Consider the following 16,183-nt stretch of genomic DNA (forward strand, 5'->3'; position numbering starts at 1 on the left):
AAACGCCGGTCAGTAACCGGCGTTTATTTTTTATTTCTTCTCAACGAGCTGCTTAACGGCATCGGCATACTGGGCAACAAATGCGTCCATGTTGCTGGTATCCATACCCTGCGGGTTAAGCTGGTATTTACCGTTAACGTACATAGCCGGCACGCCCTGCAGCTGGAAATCAGCGGCGGCTTTCTCTTGCTGAGCCACCAGGGATTTCACCACGAAGCTGTTCCAGGCTGCATCGTAATCTTCACCTTTAACGCCGGCGTCAACGAAGACCTTACGGATGTCGGCCACGGTCTGGACGGTCTGGTTTTTCTGTACCGCTTCAAACATCGGCACGGTAATTTTATCTTCCACACCCAGCGCCATCGCAACGGCCCACGCCTGAGTCAGATCCTTGCCTAACGGACCCAGGAACTCAACGTGGTATTTCGTCATTTTGACGCCTTCAGGCAGCTTTTTCTTCACGTTATCTGATACATGAAGAACTTCCTCAAACTGATAGCAATGCGGGCAGTAGAACGAGAAAAACTCGAGCACCTGCGGCTCACCGGCAACGGGCTTATCGAGGGTAATATACTGCTTACCGTCGGTGATCTGGGCAGCGGATGCACTGAAAGCCAGAATCATACCAGCCAGCGCCAGCCAAATTTTTTTCATGATTAATTCTCTCCTGGATATATCACATTAATACATTGGCGTTAACTGAAGAGGCGGTTCCTGCAGAACCTTTACCTGCTCAAGAAAAGTTGTTGTCTGCCCGCGCCAGTAATCTTCCCCGGTTAACCACGGGAAGTTTTTAGGAAAAGCGGGATCTTCCCAGCGCCTTAATAACCACGCCAGATAATAAACTAACCGCATTGCACGTAAAGGTTCGATGAGGGCAATTTCATCGGTATTGAAAGCGCTGAACTCTTCATACGCTTCAATGATCATCTCAAGCTGCATCCGTTGTTCGGCTTTATCGCCGTTCAACAACATCCACAGATCCTGGATAGCAGGTCCATTACGTGAATCATCTAAATCAACAAACAGTGGCCCATCGCGCCAGAGGATGTTTCCCGCATGGCAATCACCGTGTAACCGTAAAATATTGGCGCGTCCGTGCCATTGCGCCATTACCGCATCAATCAGCTTATCGGTAGCGCTGAGAAAAGCCTCTTTCAGACCTGCAGGTATCAGCGGGGAAAGCTCAAAGACCTGGCGTGGCTCAAGAAGATACTCATTCGTCCCTATCTCCGGACGCGCGACAAAACGCTGTTTGCGTCCAGTTTGATGCAGACGGCCAAGGTAGCGCCCAACCCATTCCATCTGATCGAGGTTATCCGCCTCAAACTGACGTCCACCCAGGCTTGGGAATACGGCGAAAAAGAATCCCTGATGCTGATGAAGGGTACTGTTGTTAAACGACAACGGCGCCGCTACAGGGACTTCGTCCTGCACGAGCTGGAGGGAAAACTGATGTTCTTCGAGGATCTGCTGGGCGGACCAGCGCTCAGGACGATAGAACTTCACCACATAGCGGCGACGATCTTCGTCCTGAAACTGGTAAACCCGGTTCTCATAGCTATTAAGCGGAGTGAGACCGGAGTCCACCCGCATTCCCAGATCAAATAAGCCATCAATGATGGTATCCGGGTGAAGCGTCTGAAAAGTGAAAGCCTTATCGTGCATCCTGACATCCGATAATCGTACGAATGATACAGGATATCATCTCATTGCCGATTCCGCGGCAGCGCTTACAACCTTTTACTCTTTAATCACGCCGCGAGCGCGTAGCAGCGCGGTTTTAAAATCTTCTTCATAATCTTTCTGAATCCCGGGAATAACGGCTTCTTTTGCCGAGTCGCGCATCTTCAGATGATAAATCAGAATATCGTCGGAGAGATCGTTCAACTCACCGGTGTATCCGGCCTCTTTCGCCAGTTTTTGCAAAAATTGCATTAAATTCAGCTCGGGTTCTTTCTGCCAGGCTGGCTGGAGGAGTTCAATGACTTCATTCAGACGTTTACATTTCATAGCAATGCTCCTTACTCTTGATAGGAATACGTTAGCAGGGACAATCCCACAATGAAAGAGGCGATATTAATATGCAGGGCAAGGTCATAACCGGCGTCGTGCTGGCGGGAGGAAGAGGCTCGCGCATGGGAGGAATAGATAAAGGATTACAGCTGCTGAAAGGTAAAGCCCTGTGGCGTCATGTCGCCGATGCGCTGCAGCCGCAGGTTACAAAGCTGGTAATTAGCGCTAACCGCAATCTTGATTGCTGGCGAAGCAGCGGCTACCCGATTATTACCGACTCTCTGAACGACTTTCCCGGGCCGTTGGCCGGCATGCTTTCCGTAATGCATCAGGTTGAGGGCGAGTGGTTTCTGTTTTGTCCCTGTGATACGCCATTTATCCCATCATTTCTGGCGACGCGCTTAATACAGCAGAGAAAATCCTCTCCAGCCGTTTGGGTACACGATGGTGAACGTGACCATCCGGCCATTGCTCTGGTGAATCGCGAGGCGATCGGCGAACTGGAAACGTATCTGGCCGCAGGAGAAAGACGGGTAATGGTATTTCTGCGCAAAATTGGCGGTCATAGCGTCGATTTTAGCGATGTAAAATCAGCATTTATTAACGTCAATACTCTCGACGATTTGCAACGTATGCAGGTGCCATCATGATTCCGCTTTTAGCCATCGCAGCCTGGAGCGGTACAGGTAAAACCACCCTACTGAAGTCGCTGATTCCGGCACTGCGCGCGGAAGGCTTACGGCCAGGGCTAATTAAACATACTCATCACGATATGGACGTGGATAAACCCGGTAAAGACAGCTATGAACTGCGTAAAGCCGGAGCGGCTCAGACGATTGTCGCCAGCTCCCAGCGTTGGGCATTAATGACGGAAACACCCGAAGAGCCTCCGCTGGATCTGGAATGGCTGGTTAGCCGAATGGATGCATCAACGTTAGATTTAGTCCTGGTTGAGGGTTTTAAGCATGAAGCTGTGCCCAAAATCCTGCTTTTTCGGCAAAACAGCGGGCATAGTATTGAAGAATTAGTTTATGACGATGACGTGATTGCCATAGCCAGCGATACGCCGGTCGAGACATCGCTTCCACTGTTAGATTTAAATGATGTCCCGCAAATAGCCGCTTTTATTATGCAGTGGTTAAAGGGGTTTAACGAGGACCGATAGTTATTGCAGAGATATAGCCATGATCGCGCCTTCTGAAGGCATCTGCTGATAGTTTCAGACGACAAAAACGCAAAAAGCCCATCCGTCAGGATGGGCTCTTCACTTGTTTGATGCCTGGCAGTTCCCTACTCTCACATGGGGAGACCCCACACTACCATCGGCGCTACGGCGTTTCACTTCTGAGTTCGGCATGGGGTCAGGTGGGACCACCGCGCTAGTGCCGCCAGGCAAATTCTGTTGTCAGAAACGAATCTTTTATCTTTCGTTCCCGAAAATCTGTAATCTAAGCTGAAATTGTTGTCTTCTCAAATCCGCCAAAACATCTTCGGCGTTGTAAGGTTAAGCCTCACGGTTCATTAGTACCGGTTAGCTCAACGCATCGCTGCGCTTACACACCCGGCCTATCAACGTCGTCGTCTTCAACGTTCCTTCAGGACTCTCAAGGAGTCAGGGAGAACTCATCTCGGGGCAAGTTTCGTGCTTAGATGCTTTCAGCACTTATCTCTTCCGCATTTAGCTACCGGGCAATGCCATTGGCATGACAACCCGAACACCAGTGATGCGTCCACTCCGGTCCTCTCGTACTAGGAGCAGCCCCCCTCAATTCTCCAGCGCCCACGGCAGATAGGGACCGAACTGTCTCACGACGTTCTAAACCCAGCTCGCGTACCACTTTAAATGGCGAACAGCCATACCCTTGGGACCTACTTCAGCCCCAGGATGTGATGAGCCGACATCGAGGTGCCAAACACCGCCGTCGATATGAACTCTTGGGCGGTATCAGCCTGTTATCCCCGGAGTACCTTTTATCCGTTGAGCGATGGCCCTTCCATTCAGAACCACCGGATCACTATGACCTGCTTTCGCACCTGCTCGCGCCGTCACGCTCGCAGTCAAGCCAGCTTATGCCATTGCACTAACCTCCTGATGTCCGACCAGGATTAGCTGACCTTCGTGCTCCTCCGTTACTCTTTAGGAGGAGACCGCCCCAGTCAAACTACCCACCAGACACTGTCCGCAACCCCGATTAGGGGCCCACGTTAGAACACCAGCCATTAAAGGGTGGTATTTCAAGGATGGCTCCATGCAGACTGGCGTCCACACTTCAAAGCCTCCCACCTATCCTACACATCAAGGACCAGTGTTCAGTGTCAAGCTATAGTAAAGGTTCACGGGGTCTTTCCGTCTTGCCGCGGGTACACTGCATCTTCACAGCGAGTTCAATTTCACTGAGTCTCGGGTGGAGACAGCCTGGCCATCATTACGCCATTCGTGCAGGTCGGAACTTACCCGACAAGGAATTTCGCTACCTTAGGACCGTTATAGTTACGGCCGCCGTTTACCGGGGCTTCGATCAAGAGCTTCTCCTTACGGATAACCCCATCAATTAACCTTCCGGCACCGGGCAGGCGTCACACCGTATACGTCCACTTTCGTGTTTGCACAGTGCTGTGTTTTTAATAAACAGTTGCAGCCAGCTGGTATCTTCGACTGATTTCAGCTCCACGAGCAAGTCGCTTCACCTACCATCAGCGTGCCTTCTCCCGAAGTTACGGCACCATTTTGCCTAGTTCCTTCACCCGAGTTCTCTCAAGCGCCTTGGTATTCTCTACCTGACCACCTGTGTCGGTTTGGGGTACGATTTGATGTTACCTGATGCTTAGAGGCTTTTCCTGGAAGCAGGGCATTTGTCACTTCAGCACCGTAGTGCCTCGTCATCACACCTCAGCGTTAATAACGTTCCGGATTTACCTGGAACATCCGCCTACATGCTTAAACCGGGACAACCGTCGCCCGGCCAACATAGCCTTCTCCGTCCCCCCTTCGCAGTAACACCGAGTACAGGAATATTAACCTGTTTCCCATCGACTACGCCTTTCGGCCTCGCCTTAGGGGTCGACTCACCCTGCCCCGATTAACGTTGGACAGGAACCCTTGGTCTTCCGGCGTGCGGGTTTTTCACCCGCATTATCGTTACTTATGTCAGCATTCGCACTTCTGATACCTCCAGCAACCCTCACAGGCCACCTTCAACGGCTTACAGAACGCTCCCCTACCCAACAACACATAGTGTCGCTGCCGCAGCTTCGGTGCATGGTTTAGCCCCGTTACATCTTCCGCGCAGGCCGACTCGACCAGTGAGCTATTACGCTTTCTTTAAATGATGGCTGCTTCTAAGCCAACATCCTGGCTGTCTGGGCCTTCCCACATCGTTTCCCACTTAACCATGACTTTGGGACCTTAGCTGGCGGTCTGGGTTGTTTCCCTCTTCACGACGGACGTTAGCACCCGCCGTGTGTCTCCCGTGATAACATTCTTCGGTATTCGTAGTTTGCATCGGGTTGGTAAGTCGGGATGACCCCCTAGCCGAAACAGTGCTCTACCCCCGAAGATGAGTTCACGAGGCGCTACCTAAATAGCTTTCGGGGAGAACCAGCTATCTCCCGGTTTGATTGGCCTTTCACCCCCAGCCACAAGTCATCCGCTAATTTTTCAACATTAGTCGGTTCGGTCCTCCAGTTAGTGTTACCCAACCTTCAACCTGCCCATGGCTAGATCACCGGGTTTCGGGTCTATACCCTGCAACTTAACGCCCAGTTAAGACTCGGTTTCCCTGCGGCTCCCCTATACGGTTAACCTTGCTACAGAATATAAGTCGCTGACCCATTATACAAAAGGTACGCAGTCACCCCACAAGGAGGCTCCTACTGCTTGTACGTACACGGTTTCAGGTTCTTTTTCACTCCCCTCGCCGGGGTTCTTTTCGCCTTTCCCTCACGGTACTGGTTCACTATCGGTCAGTCAGGAGTATTTAGCCTTGGAGGATGGTCCCCCCATATTCAGACAGGATACCACGTGTCCCGCCCTACTCTTCGAGTTCACAACCTGTGTGCTTTAGTGTACGGGAGTATCACCCTGTACCCTGCGACTTTCCAGACGCTTCCACTAACACACAAGCTGATTCAGACTCCGGGCTGCTCCCCGTTCGCTCGCCGCTACTGGGGGAATCTCGGTTGATTTCTTTTCCTCGGGGTACTTAGATGTTTCAGTTCCCCCGGTTCGCCTCGTTTGACTATGTATTCATCAAACGATAGTGCAACGAATTGCACTGGGTTTCCCCATTCGGACATCGCCAGCTGTAACGGTTCATATCACCTTACCGACGCTTTTCGCAGATTAGCACGTCCTTCATCGCCTCTGACTGCCAGGGCATCCACCGTGTACGCTTAGTCGCTTAACCTCACAACCCGAAGATGTTTCGTAAAACATCATCGTGTCGCGAAAATTTGAGAGACTCGAACACACATTAACTGTGTGTCGTTTCAATTTTCAGCTTGATCCAGATTTTTAAAGAGCAAAATTTCACAATGCACTTCACAGTACATTTTGAAATTCATCATTTATCAGACAATCTGTGTGAGCACTACAAAGGCAGGTTCTTTAAGGTAAGGAGGTGATCCAACCGCAGGTTCCCCTACGGTTACCTTGTTACGACTTCACCCCAGTCATGAATCACAAAGTGGTAAGCGCCCTCCCGAAGGTTAAGCTACCTACTTCTTTTGCAACCCACTCCCATGGTGTGACGGGCGGTGTGTACAAGGCCCGGGAACGTATTCACCGTGGCATTCTGATCCACGATTACTAGCGATTCCGACTTCATGGAGTCGAGTTGCAGACTCCAATCCGGACTACGACATACTTTATGAGGTCCGCTTGCTCTCGCGAGGTCGCTTCTCTTTGTATATGCCATTGTAGCACGTGTGTAGCCCTACTCGTAAGGGCCATGATGACTTGACGTCATCCCCACCTTCCTCCAGTTTATCACTGGCAGTCTCCTTTGAGTTCCCGACCGAATCGCTGGCAACAAAGGATAAGGGTTGCGCTCGTTGCGGGACTTAACCCAACATTTCACAACACGAGCTGACGACAGCCATGCAGCACCTGTCTCAGAGTTCCCGAAGGCACCAAAGCATCTCTGCTAAGTTCTCTGGATGTCAAGAGTAGGTAAGGTTCTTCGCGTTGCATCGAATTAAACCACATGCTCCACCGCTTGTGCGGGCCCCCGTCAATTCATTTGAGTTTTAACCTTGCGGCCGTACTCCCCAGGCGGTCGACTTAACGCGTTAGCTCCGGAAGCCACTCCTCAAGGGAACAACCTCCAAGTCGACATCGTTTACAGCGTGGACTACCAGGGTATCTAATCCTGTTTGCTCCCCACGCTTTCGCACCTGAGCGTCAGTCTTTGTCCAGGGGGCCGCCTTCGCCACCGGTATTCCTCCAGATCTCTACGCATTTCACCGCTACACCTGGAATTCTACCCCCCTCTACAAGACTCCAGCCTGCCAGTTTCGAATGCAGTTCCCAGGTTGAGCCCGGGGATTTCACATCCGACTTGACAGACCGCCTGCGTGCGCTTTACGCCCAGTAATTCCGATTAACGCTTGCACCCTCCGTATTACCGCGGCTGCTGGCACGGAGTTAGCCGGTGCTTCTTCTGCGGGTAACGTCAATCGACAAGGTTATTAACCTTACCGCCTTCCTCCCCGCTGAAAGTACTTTACAACCCGAAGGCCTTCTTCATACACGCGGCATGGCTGCATCAGGCTTGCGCCCATTGTGCAATATTCCCCACTGCTGCCTCCCGTAGGAGTCTGGACCGTGTCTCAGTTCCAGTGTGGCTGGTCATCCTCTCAGACCAGCTAGGGATCGTCGCCTAGGTGAGCCGTTACCCCACCTACTAGCTAATCCCATCTGGGCACATCTGATGGCAAGAGGCCCGAAGGTCCCCCTCTTTGGTCTTGCGACGTTATGCGGTATTAGCTACCGTTTCCAGTAGTTATCCCCCTCCATCAGGCAGTTTCCCAGACATTACTCACCCGTCCGCCACTCGTCACCCGAGAGCAAGCTCTCTGTGCTACCGTTCGACTTGCATGTGTTAGGCCTGCCGCCAGCGTTCAATCTGAGCCATGATCAAACTCTTCAATTTAAGTTTGATGCTCGTGAATTAAACTTCGTAATGAATTACGTATGTTCACTCAGAGACTTGGTATTCATTTATTGTCCGAAGACATTAAGAATCCATGTCACTTTGAGTGCCCACACAGATTGTCTGATAAATTGTTAAAGAGCAGTTGCGACGCGCTTCAGCGCTCTGTCGCGAGGTCCCGTATAATACGTTTTCCTCATTCAGAGTCAAGCGATTATTTCCGCTTTTCTCTGCCGGTATTCATCGCTGAATCCCGCTGACCCGGCGGGCTGTAAGCCGTTGTTCCGTGTCAGTGGAGGCGCATTATAGGGAGTTATTCCGAAGTGACAAGGGCTAAATGCAAAAAACTTTTTAACCGCCTCTTTTTTCATCATTACGGCGCGTAATGTAGCAAAAAACCGGCGTTTTGCCGTTTTAACCAACGAAGTAAGCCGCCAGATGGCATACTGGTAAGGTAAAAAAGAGAAAGGAACGGCACGTATGTCTTTAAGCGCACAGCAGTTGGCGGCACAAAAGAATATCTCCTGGGTATTAGCGGAGAAGCTGGCTCAAAAAATTTTGACCGGTGAATATCAGCCAGAAAGTATCCTTCCAGGCGAGATGGAACTGGGCGAGCAGTTTGGCGTGAGCCGCACCGCCGTGCGTGAAGCGGTGAAGACGCTAGCGGCAAAAGGCATGCTTTTACCACGACCGCGCATCGGAACGCGGGTGATGCCACGCAGCAGCTGGAACTTTCTCGATAAAGAACTCCTGGCCTGGTGGTTAACAGAAGATAACTTCTCCGATGTTGTCAGCCATTTCCTCGTGATGCGCGGCAGTCTGGAACCTCAAGCCTGTTTCCTGGCGTCAACCTCAGGGACGCCGGAGCAAAAAGCCCAGCTCAACGCTTTGATGGAGGAGATGGTTGAGCTGAAGAGGAACTTTCAGCGCGAACGCTGGATTGAAGTCGATATGGCCTGGCATGAACATATATATGAAATGAGCGGCAACCCTTTCCTGATCTCTTTCGCTTCTTTATTTCATTCGGTCTATCACACCTACTTCACGTCGATTACGCAGAATGAAGTGGTGAAACTGGATCTGCACCAGGCAATCGTTGATGCCATTCTGGATAGCGACGGCTTGCGGGCGCTGAGCGCCTGCCAGGCGTTGTTGAGCGCTCCCAACCATTCCGATAAATAGCAAGGGTATCGAATGACCAAAAAGAAAGCCCGCAGTATGGCCGGGCTGCCATGGATCGCAGCGATGGCTTTTTTTATGCAGGCGCTCGACGCCACCATTCTGAATACAGCCCTTCCCGCTATCGCCCATAGTCTCAACCGTTCACCGCTAGCGATGCAGTCGGCCATTATCAGCTATACGCTGACGGTGGCCATGCTTATCCCGGTCAGCGGTTGGCTGGCCGACCGCTTCGGCACGCGAAAAGTGTTTATCATCGCCGTCAGCCTGTTTACCCTCGGTTCCCTGGCCTGCGCGCTTTCCAACTCCCTGATGGAACTGGTTATCTTCCGCGTCATTCAGGGCATCGGCGGGGCCATGATGATGCCGGTAGCCAGGCTGGCGCTACTGCGCGCCTATCCGCGCAGCGAACTGCTGCCGGTGCTCAACTTCGTCACGATGCCTGGACTGGTCGGCCCTATCCTCGGTCCCGTGCTCGGCGGCGTACTGGTGACCTGGGCCAGCTGGCACTGGATTTTCCTGATTAATATTCCCATCGGTATTATCGGGATCGTGTATGCCCGCAAGTATATGCCGGATTTCACCACGCCACGGCGCCGCTTCGACACGCTCGGTTTTATCCTGTTTGGCCTGAGCCTGGTTCTGTTTTCCAGCGGAATCGAGCTGTTTGGCGAGAAAATTGTCGCCACATGGATGGCTCTGGCGGTTATCGCCCTGAGCATCGTTTTACTGTGGGCCTATATTCGTCACGCTCGCCGCCATCCCACGCCGCTCATTTCGCTTTCTTTATTCAAGACGCATACTTTCTCTGTCGGGATTGCGGGAAACCTGGCCACGCGCCTGGGTACCGGTTGCGTTCCGTTCCTGATGCCGCTGATGTTACAGGTTGGCTTCGGTTATCCGGCGATCGTCGCCGGCTGCATGATAGCGCCTACGGCTATTGGTTCGATTATTGCGAAATCAACCGTCACCCAGATTCTTCGCTGGTTTGGTTACCGTAAAACGCTGGTTGGGGTCACGATATTTATTGGCCTGATGATCGCTCAGTTTTCGCTGCAATCGCCGGATATGTCGATCTGGATGCTGCTGCTGCCGCTCTTCATTCTGGGAATGGCAATGTCCACCCAGTTCACCTCCATGAACACCATCACGCTCGCCGATTTAACCGATGAAAACGCCAGCAGCGGCAACAGCATGTTGGCCGTGACGCAGCAGCTATCGATCAGTCTCGGGGTCGCCGTTAGCGCGGCGGTGCTGCGGTTTTATGAAGGATTCGATAGCGCAAATACCATCGAGCAGTTTCACTACACCTTTATTACCATGGGGGTTATCACCGTGGTATCGGCGCTGGTATTTACCTTATTAAGAGCAAAAGATGGCCGCAACCTGATTAAGGAGCGGCACAAACGTTAGGCTGAGCCGCGAACTACCAGCTCGGGGGTTAACTGTACGCGCTGCTGTTTTTGTCCCGGGTCGGCCATACGGTGAATCAGCACATCGATGGCCAGCTCGCCCAGTTCATCTTTCGGTTGATGAATTGTGGTTAACGGCGGCGTCATATAGCGCGCCAGTTCAATGTCGTCATAACCTACCAGCGCCATATCCTGTGGGATACGCAGACCGCTCTGATAAAGGGCCTGATAGGCGCCTACCGCCATCGCATCGTTACCGATAAACACCGCCTGCGGCAGCGCTGGCAGCATCAGCAGCTTCTGCATGGCGCTGAAACCGCCGCCAAACTCAAAATCGCTGCTAATCACATATCCTTCAGGTACCGTGAGTCCGGCTCGGGCCATCGCTTCCTGATATCCCTCCAGGCGCAGTCGGGCAGGAGTTTTATCCAGCGGACCCGCAATACAGGCAATCCGCGTATAGCCCTGGTCGATCAGATACTGCGTCGCCATATCGCCGCCCAGCAGAGAGTTATCCTGAATCAGATCGCTATCGCCGTCGAACGGCGCCCAGTCCATCATCACCGTCGGTACAGAAGGGTAGCGCTGCATAATCTCCGGCGAAGGTTGATGCGTTTCAGTGCACAGCAGCAGTAAACCATCGACGCGCTTTTGCATCAGCGTCTCCAGATTACGGTTCATCCGCTGTTCATCGCCTTCGGTATTACACAGCACAAGGCTATAACCCCGTTCAAAGCAGCTGCGCTCCACGCCGCGCACCAGCTCCGAGTAAAACGGATTGGTACTGGCGGTAATGAGCATGCCTATGGTGCGGGTTTGATTTAATTTGAGACTGCGCGCCAGCGCGGACGGCGCGTAGTTCAGGCTCTTAATCGCGGCGTCGACTTTAGCGGTAATAGCTTCGCTAACGAAACGATCTTTGTTGATGACATGAGAAACCGTCGAAGTGGAAACGCCCGCAATGCGGGCTACATCCTTCATGGTAGCCAATCGTTACCCCTGTTGACGTAAAAATTCGTCTATTTCTTTTCGCCAGGGCACGGAGGGCTGAGCCCCTTTGCGGGTGACGGCGATAGCGGCGGCGGCATGGGCAAAACGAATCGCCTGCGCCAGTTCGCTACCTTCAAGCAGCGCGGTGACCAGCGCACCATTAAAGGTATCGCCAGCGGCGATGGTATCAACCGCCTGCACTTTAAAACCGGGAACCCGACGACCTTCACCTTCGCTGCTGGCCCATACGCCACGGCTGCCAAGCGTAATGATCACCGTACCAATACCTTTATCATGGAGCACTTTGGCGGCTTTTGCCGCATCATCGTCGCTTTCTACGCGAACGCCGGTGAGCTTTTCCGCTTCGGTCTCGTTAGGGGTAATGATATCCACCAGCGTGAGCAGATCATCGGGCAGTTCACGTGCCGGCGCCGGATTGAGGATAACTGAGGTTTGATTCTGGTGAGCGATTTTCGCCGCGGCCAGTACGCTTTCCAGCGGCGATTCCAGCTGCATCAGCAGCGCCTGCGCGCCGGCAATACGCTCTTTTTCCGCATCAACCTGAGCCACGCTGAGCGCGGCGTTAGCGCCAGCATGAATACCGATAGTATTCTCACCTTCAGCGTTAACAAAAATCAGCGCCACGCCGGTTGATTCTCCGGCAACGGCCCTGATCGGCGCGACGTCGATATTATCGCTTTTCAGCTGACGACGAACGCGTTCGCCAATATCATCATCGCCGGTACAGGCGATAAAGGCGATATTGGCTCCGCTGCGTCCGGCAGCAACCGCCTGGTTTGCGCCCTTACCGCCAAAAGCGACCTGATAGTGATGACCGGTAACGGTTTCACCCGGCGTTGGGAAAGCGTCAAGATTCAGGATGTGATCGGCGTTGATACTGCCAAGGACGACAAGTTTGCCTGCGGTTTTCATAATCAATATTCCCGGAAAGCGCGCCACCGGAATCCGGTGGCGCATGCCCTGCTTTTCTTTATTATGTTGTCCCTCGGACCGTCGCCGATCCGAATCGCACATTATTGCTTAATGACCAGTTTCAACTCAACCGGATAGCTGGTTTCCACTTTTTCGCCCTTCAGCACTTTATCGGCTGTCTCAACGCCTTTCACGCCGATCTGTTCCGGTAACTGGGCGATGGTCGCTGCCAGTTTGCCACTATTTACCGCTTTTTCGCCATCCGGAGTGCCGTCAAATCCAACAACCATCACATCAGATTTGCCTGCCGTTTGCAGGGCACGCAGCGCGCCCAGCGCCATTTCATCGTTTTGGGCGAATACGGCCTGTACATCAGGATGCGCCGTCAGCAGGTTCTGCATGACGTTCAGGCCCTTGGTACGGTCAAAATCTGCCGGCTGGCTGGCCAGAACGTTAAACTTATGCGCAGCAACGGCCTGCTGGAAACCTTCGCCACGCTCGCGCGCCGCGGACGTCCCGGCAATGCCCTGTAGTTCAATGATCTTCGCGCTTTCACCGACTTTCTTCGCGATATAGTCACCGGCCATCTTACCGCCCAGCACATTATCAGACGCGATATGGCTCACCACGTCGCCTTTTGACGCCTGACGGTCGAGGGTGATAACCGGAATTTTAGCCTGGTTAGCCAGCTTCACGGCGTTACCCACCGCATCGGAATCCGTTGGGTTGATCAGCAGCAGTTTGGTACCACGAACGGTTAAATCCTGCACGTTAGCCAGCTCTTTGGCCGGGTTATTCTGAGAGTCCAGAACCACCAGGTTATAGCCCAGTTTGTCCGCTTCTTTTTGCGCGCCATCCTTCAGCGAGACAAAGAACGGGTTGTTAAGGGTTGAGATAACCAGAGCGATAGTGTCTTTTGCCATCGCGTTTGCGCTTACGGTCGCACTTAACGCTACAGCAGAGACCAGGGTCGCCAGTTTTTTCATATTCATAGTTAAGATGTCCTGTAGAGTTATCAGTTACTGCTTCTTGTTATCTACCAGTACCGCCAGCAAAATAACCACCGCTTTCACGATCATCTGGTAATAGGATGAAACGCCTAATAAATTCAGTCCGTTGTTCAGAAAGCCAAGGATCAACGCGCCAATCAGCGTCCCGACAATACGGCCTTTACCGCCCGCAAGGCTGGTACCGCCGAGCACCACCGCCGCAATCGCATCCAGTTCATATCCGGTGCCCGCCGTCGGCTGCGCGGAAGAGAGACGCGCGACCTCAATAATGCCGGCCAGCGAGGCCAGCATGCCGCACAAAGAATAGACGATGATTTTAACTTTATTCACGCTGATGCCGGAAAGACGCGTTGCCGCTTCGTTGCCGCCGAGCGCGTAGATATAACGACCCAGGCGGGTATGGTGCAGCATGTACCAGGCGGCCAGGAAGACGATCGCCATAATCCACACCGGCGTTGGGATCCCAAGCGGACGGCCAATCCCGAACCAGCCAAACAGATCGGCGTTGTCGGTAAAGCCGGTGTTTACCGGGCTGCCGTTGGTATACACCATCGTCACGCCGCGCAGCAGCAACATCATGACCAGCGTGGCGATAAATGCCTGTACGCGCCCTTTCGCCACGATTACGCCGGTCACGGCGCCAATTGCCGCACCTAACGCCAGCGCAGCGGCCACCGCCACCAGCGCGTTGACCTCAATCCCCACAATGGAAGCCGCCACCGCGCCGGTCAGCGCCAGCAGGGAGCCGACGGACAGGTCGATGCCCGAAGTCAGGATAACCAGCGTCATCCCAACCGCCATAATGGCGTTAACTGAAGTCTGCTGCAGAATATTGAACAGGTTATTCACGGTAAAAAAGTTGGGGCTCATGGTCGAGACAATCGCAATCAGCACCAGCAGGGCAATCAGCGATTTTTGCTCCATCAGCCACGCTTTTGTGAAGTAGCGACGACCAGAAACAGCCGGGTTATTCATCTTTTTTACTCCTGATTCACACGGTTAAGCTTGCCCACAGCGGCAGCCATCAATACTTCCTGGGTGGCCTGCTCGCGTGTGAATTCACCACCGAGGTGCCCTTCATGCATCACCATGATGCGATCGCTCATGCCCAGCACTTCCGGCATCTCCGAAGAGACCAGAATGATGCTCAGGCCTTCGGCTTTAAACTGGTTAATCAGCTGGTAGATCTCTTTCTTCGCCCCGACGTCGACGCCGCGGGTCGGTTCATCAAGGATCAGCACCTTCGGACGGGTCATCAAGCCGCGGGCAATCGCCACCTTCTGCTGGTTACCGCCCGATAGCAGCCCAATAGCCTGCTCCATCGACGGCGTTTTCACATTAAACAGGCGGATAAAATCACCTACCGCCTGCTGTTCATCTTTATGCTTCAGGCTACCGCCGCTGCGGCTGAAGTAACGCAGCGCGGTGAGCGACATATTCTCTTTAACCGACATGCCGAGCACTAAACCATCGCGCTTGCGGTCTTCGGAGATATAAACAATGCCGTTGGCCAGGCCATCCTGCGGAGAACGCGTAATGACCTCATGCCCATCCAGGGTAACCGATCCGCTGCTGCGCGGCAGCGCACCGTACAGCACCTTCATCAGTTCGGTTCGTCCGGCGCCCATCAGCCCGGCGACGCCAAGGATTTCGCCCTGGCGCAGAATAAAGGAGATGTTCTCCACCCCTGATCCACACAGGTTGTCGACCTTAAGGCGAACCGCGCCCGGAGCTTTGTCCAGATGCGGATACTGATCCTCCAGCTTGCGGCCGACCATCATCTCAATCAGCAGATCTTCATCCAGGCTGGCCACTTCGCGCTCGGCGATAAACTGCCCATCGCGGAAGACCGTGACGTCATCGCAAATCTCGAAGATCTCTTTCATACGGTGAGAGATATAGACAATACCGCGCCCCTGCGATTTCAGTTCGCGGATCACGCGGAACAGGGATTCGGTCTCGGTGTCGGTTAGCGCGTCGGTGGGCTCATCCATAATGATGACCTTCGACTCAAAGCTCAGCACTTTAGCGATCTCGACCATCTGCTGATCGCCGATCGACAAATCGCCCACCAGCTTTTGGCTGTTGAAGCGTAAGTTCAGCTTTGCCAATAGCTTGTCAGCTTCGGCATACATCGTTTTCCAGTCAATTTTGCCAAAGCGATTCACAAACTCACGACCGAGGAAAATATTCTCGGCGATCGTCAGCTGGGGGATCAGGTTGAGTTCCTGGTGAATGATGCCGATTCCGGCTTCCTGAGAAGATTTAGGTCCGTTGAAGGTGGTCTCTTTCCCCAACCACAGCAGCGAACCGGCATCGCGGGAGTAGATACCGGTCAGCACCTTCATCATGGTAGATTTGCCGGCACCGTTCTCCCCGACCAGCGCCATCACGCGACCTGGATAGACATTTAGCGAGGCGCCGGAGAGCGCCTTGACGCCAGGGAACGCTTTATCGATCCCTTTTAGTTGCAATAAGGCTTCCATATCGG

Annotated in this window: 12 protein-coding genes and 3 rRNA genes; 4 read left to right on the forward strand and 11 right to left on the reverse strand. The window is 53.1% G+C overall.

Annotation, left to right across the window (positions count from 1 at the left end):
• Nucleotides 1-30 precede the first annotated feature (30 nt).
• From dsbA to JLG71_RS27430, 3 genes are all read right to left on the reverse strand, one after another.
• Nucleotides 31-654 (reverse strand): thiol:disulfide interchange protein DsbA, encoded by a 624-nt coding sequence (dsbA, locus tag JLG71_RS27420; RefSeq protein WP_049084532.1) that lies wholly within the window; start codon nt 652-654, stop codon nt 31-33.
• 27 nt (nt 655-681) lie between these two features.
• Nucleotides 682-1,668, reverse strand: coding sequence for a serine/threonine protein kinase (locus JLG71_RS27425; RefSeq protein ID WP_032719411.1), 987 nt, complete (start codon nt 1,666-1,668; stop codon nt 682-684).
• Between the two features lie 75 nt (nt 1,669-1,743).
• On the reverse strand, nt 1,744-2,013 hold the full coding sequence (locus tag JLG71_RS27430; protein ID WP_004855810.1) for a YihD family protein: 270 nt from the start codon (nt 2,011-2,013) through the stop codon (nt 1,744-1,746).
• Nucleotides 2,014-2,084: 71 nt separating this feature from the next.
• Between JLG71_RS27430 and mobA the strand changes: the two genes are divergently transcribed.
• Both mobA and mobB read left to right on the forward strand, forming a co-directional pair.
• A complete protein-coding gene (gene mobA / locus JLG71_RS27435) occupies nt 2,085-2,666 on the forward strand; it encodes a molybdenum cofactor guanylyltransferase MobA (RefSeq protein ID WP_025106519.1) in 582 nt (193 codons plus the stop codon).
• Complete coding sequence (gene mobB, locus JLG71_RS27440; protein WP_032693317.1) at nt 2,663-3,181, forward strand: molybdopterin-guanine dinucleotide biosynthesis protein MobB; 519 nt, start codon at nt 2,663-2,665, stop codon at nt 3,179-3,181. The genes mobA and mobB overlap by 4 nt, the downstream gene beginning before the upstream one ends.
• Before the next feature lie 112 nt (nt 3,182-3,293).
• On the opposite strand, the gene rrf is transcribed toward mobB, so the two are convergent.
• The 3 genes from rrf to JLG71_RS27455 form a co-directional block, all read right to left on the reverse strand.
• A 5S ribosomal RNA gene (gene rrf, locus JLG71_RS27445) occupies nt 3,294-3,409 on the reverse strand.
• A gap of 107 nt (nt 3,410-3,516) precedes the next feature.
• A 23S ribosomal RNA gene (locus tag JLG71_RS27450) occupies nt 3,517-6,422 on the reverse strand.
• A 206-nt stretch (nt 6,423-6,628) separates the two neighbouring features.
• Nucleotides 6,629-8,168 (reverse strand): 16S ribosomal RNA (locus JLG71_RS27455).
• Together the 16S, 23S and 5S rRNA genes form the textbook arrangement of a ribosomal RNA operon.
• A 480-nt stretch (nt 8,169-8,648) precedes the next feature.
• On the opposite strand from JLG71_RS27455, the gene JLG71_RS27460 reads away from it, so the two are divergent.
• Nucleotides 8,649-9,350 (forward strand): FadR/GntR family transcriptional regulator, encoded by a 702-nt coding sequence (locus JLG71_RS27460; RefSeq protein WP_004855803.1) that lies wholly within the window; start codon nt 8,649-8,651, stop codon nt 9,348-9,350.
• A 12-nt stretch (nt 9,351-9,362) separates the two neighbouring features.
• Complete coding sequence (gene mdtD, locus JLG71_RS27465; protein ID WP_004855800.1) at nt 9,363-10,760, forward strand: multidrug transporter subunit MdtD; 1,398 nt, start codon at nt 9,363-9,365, stop codon at nt 10,758-10,760.
• Here the strand turns inward: mdtD and rbsR are convergent.
• The 5 genes from rbsR to rbsA form a co-directional block, all read right to left on the reverse strand.
• Nucleotides 10,757-11,749: a ribose operon transcriptional repressor RbsR gene (rbsR, locus tag JLG71_RS27470; protein WP_014227359.1), complete on the reverse strand. Its 993-nt coding sequence runs from the start codon at nt 11,747-11,749 to the stop codon at nt 10,757-10,759. The two genes, mdtD and rbsR, sit on opposite strands and share 4 nt — an antisense overlap.
• Nucleotides 11,750-11,752: 3 nt before the next feature.
• On the reverse strand, nt 11,753-12,685 hold the full coding sequence (gene rbsK / locus JLG71_RS27475; RefSeq protein ID WP_170912107.1) for a ribokinase: 933 nt from the start codon (nt 12,683-12,685) through the stop codon (nt 11,753-11,755).
• Nucleotides 12,686-12,783: 98 nt separating this feature from the next.
• Nucleotides 12,784-13,674, reverse strand: coding sequence for a ribose ABC transporter substrate-binding protein RbsB (gene rbsB, locus JLG71_RS27480; protein ID WP_004855794.1), 891 nt, complete (start codon nt 13,672-13,674; stop codon nt 12,784-12,786).
• A 27-nt stretch (nt 13,675-13,701) separates the two neighbouring features.
• Nucleotides 13,702-14,667, reverse strand: a complete 966-nt coding sequence (gene rbsC / locus JLG71_RS27485) for a ribose ABC transporter permease (protein ID WP_004855792.1) — start codon at nt 14,665-14,667, stop codon at nt 13,702-13,704.
• A 5-nt stretch (nt 14,668-14,672) separates the two neighbouring features.
• Complete coding sequence (gene rbsA, locus JLG71_RS27490; RefSeq protein WP_047722783.1) at nt 14,673-16,178, reverse strand: ribose ABC transporter ATP-binding protein RbsA; 1,506 nt, start codon at nt 16,176-16,178, stop codon at nt 14,673-14,675.
• Nucleotides 16,179-16,183: the final 5 nt, after the last annotated feature.

Origin of the sequence: Klebsiella michiganensis (genome assembly GCF_015139575.1) — a bacterium.
Classification (GTDB): domain Bacteria; phylum Pseudomonadota; class Gammaproteobacteria; order Enterobacterales; family Enterobacteriaceae; genus Klebsiella; species Klebsiella michiganensis.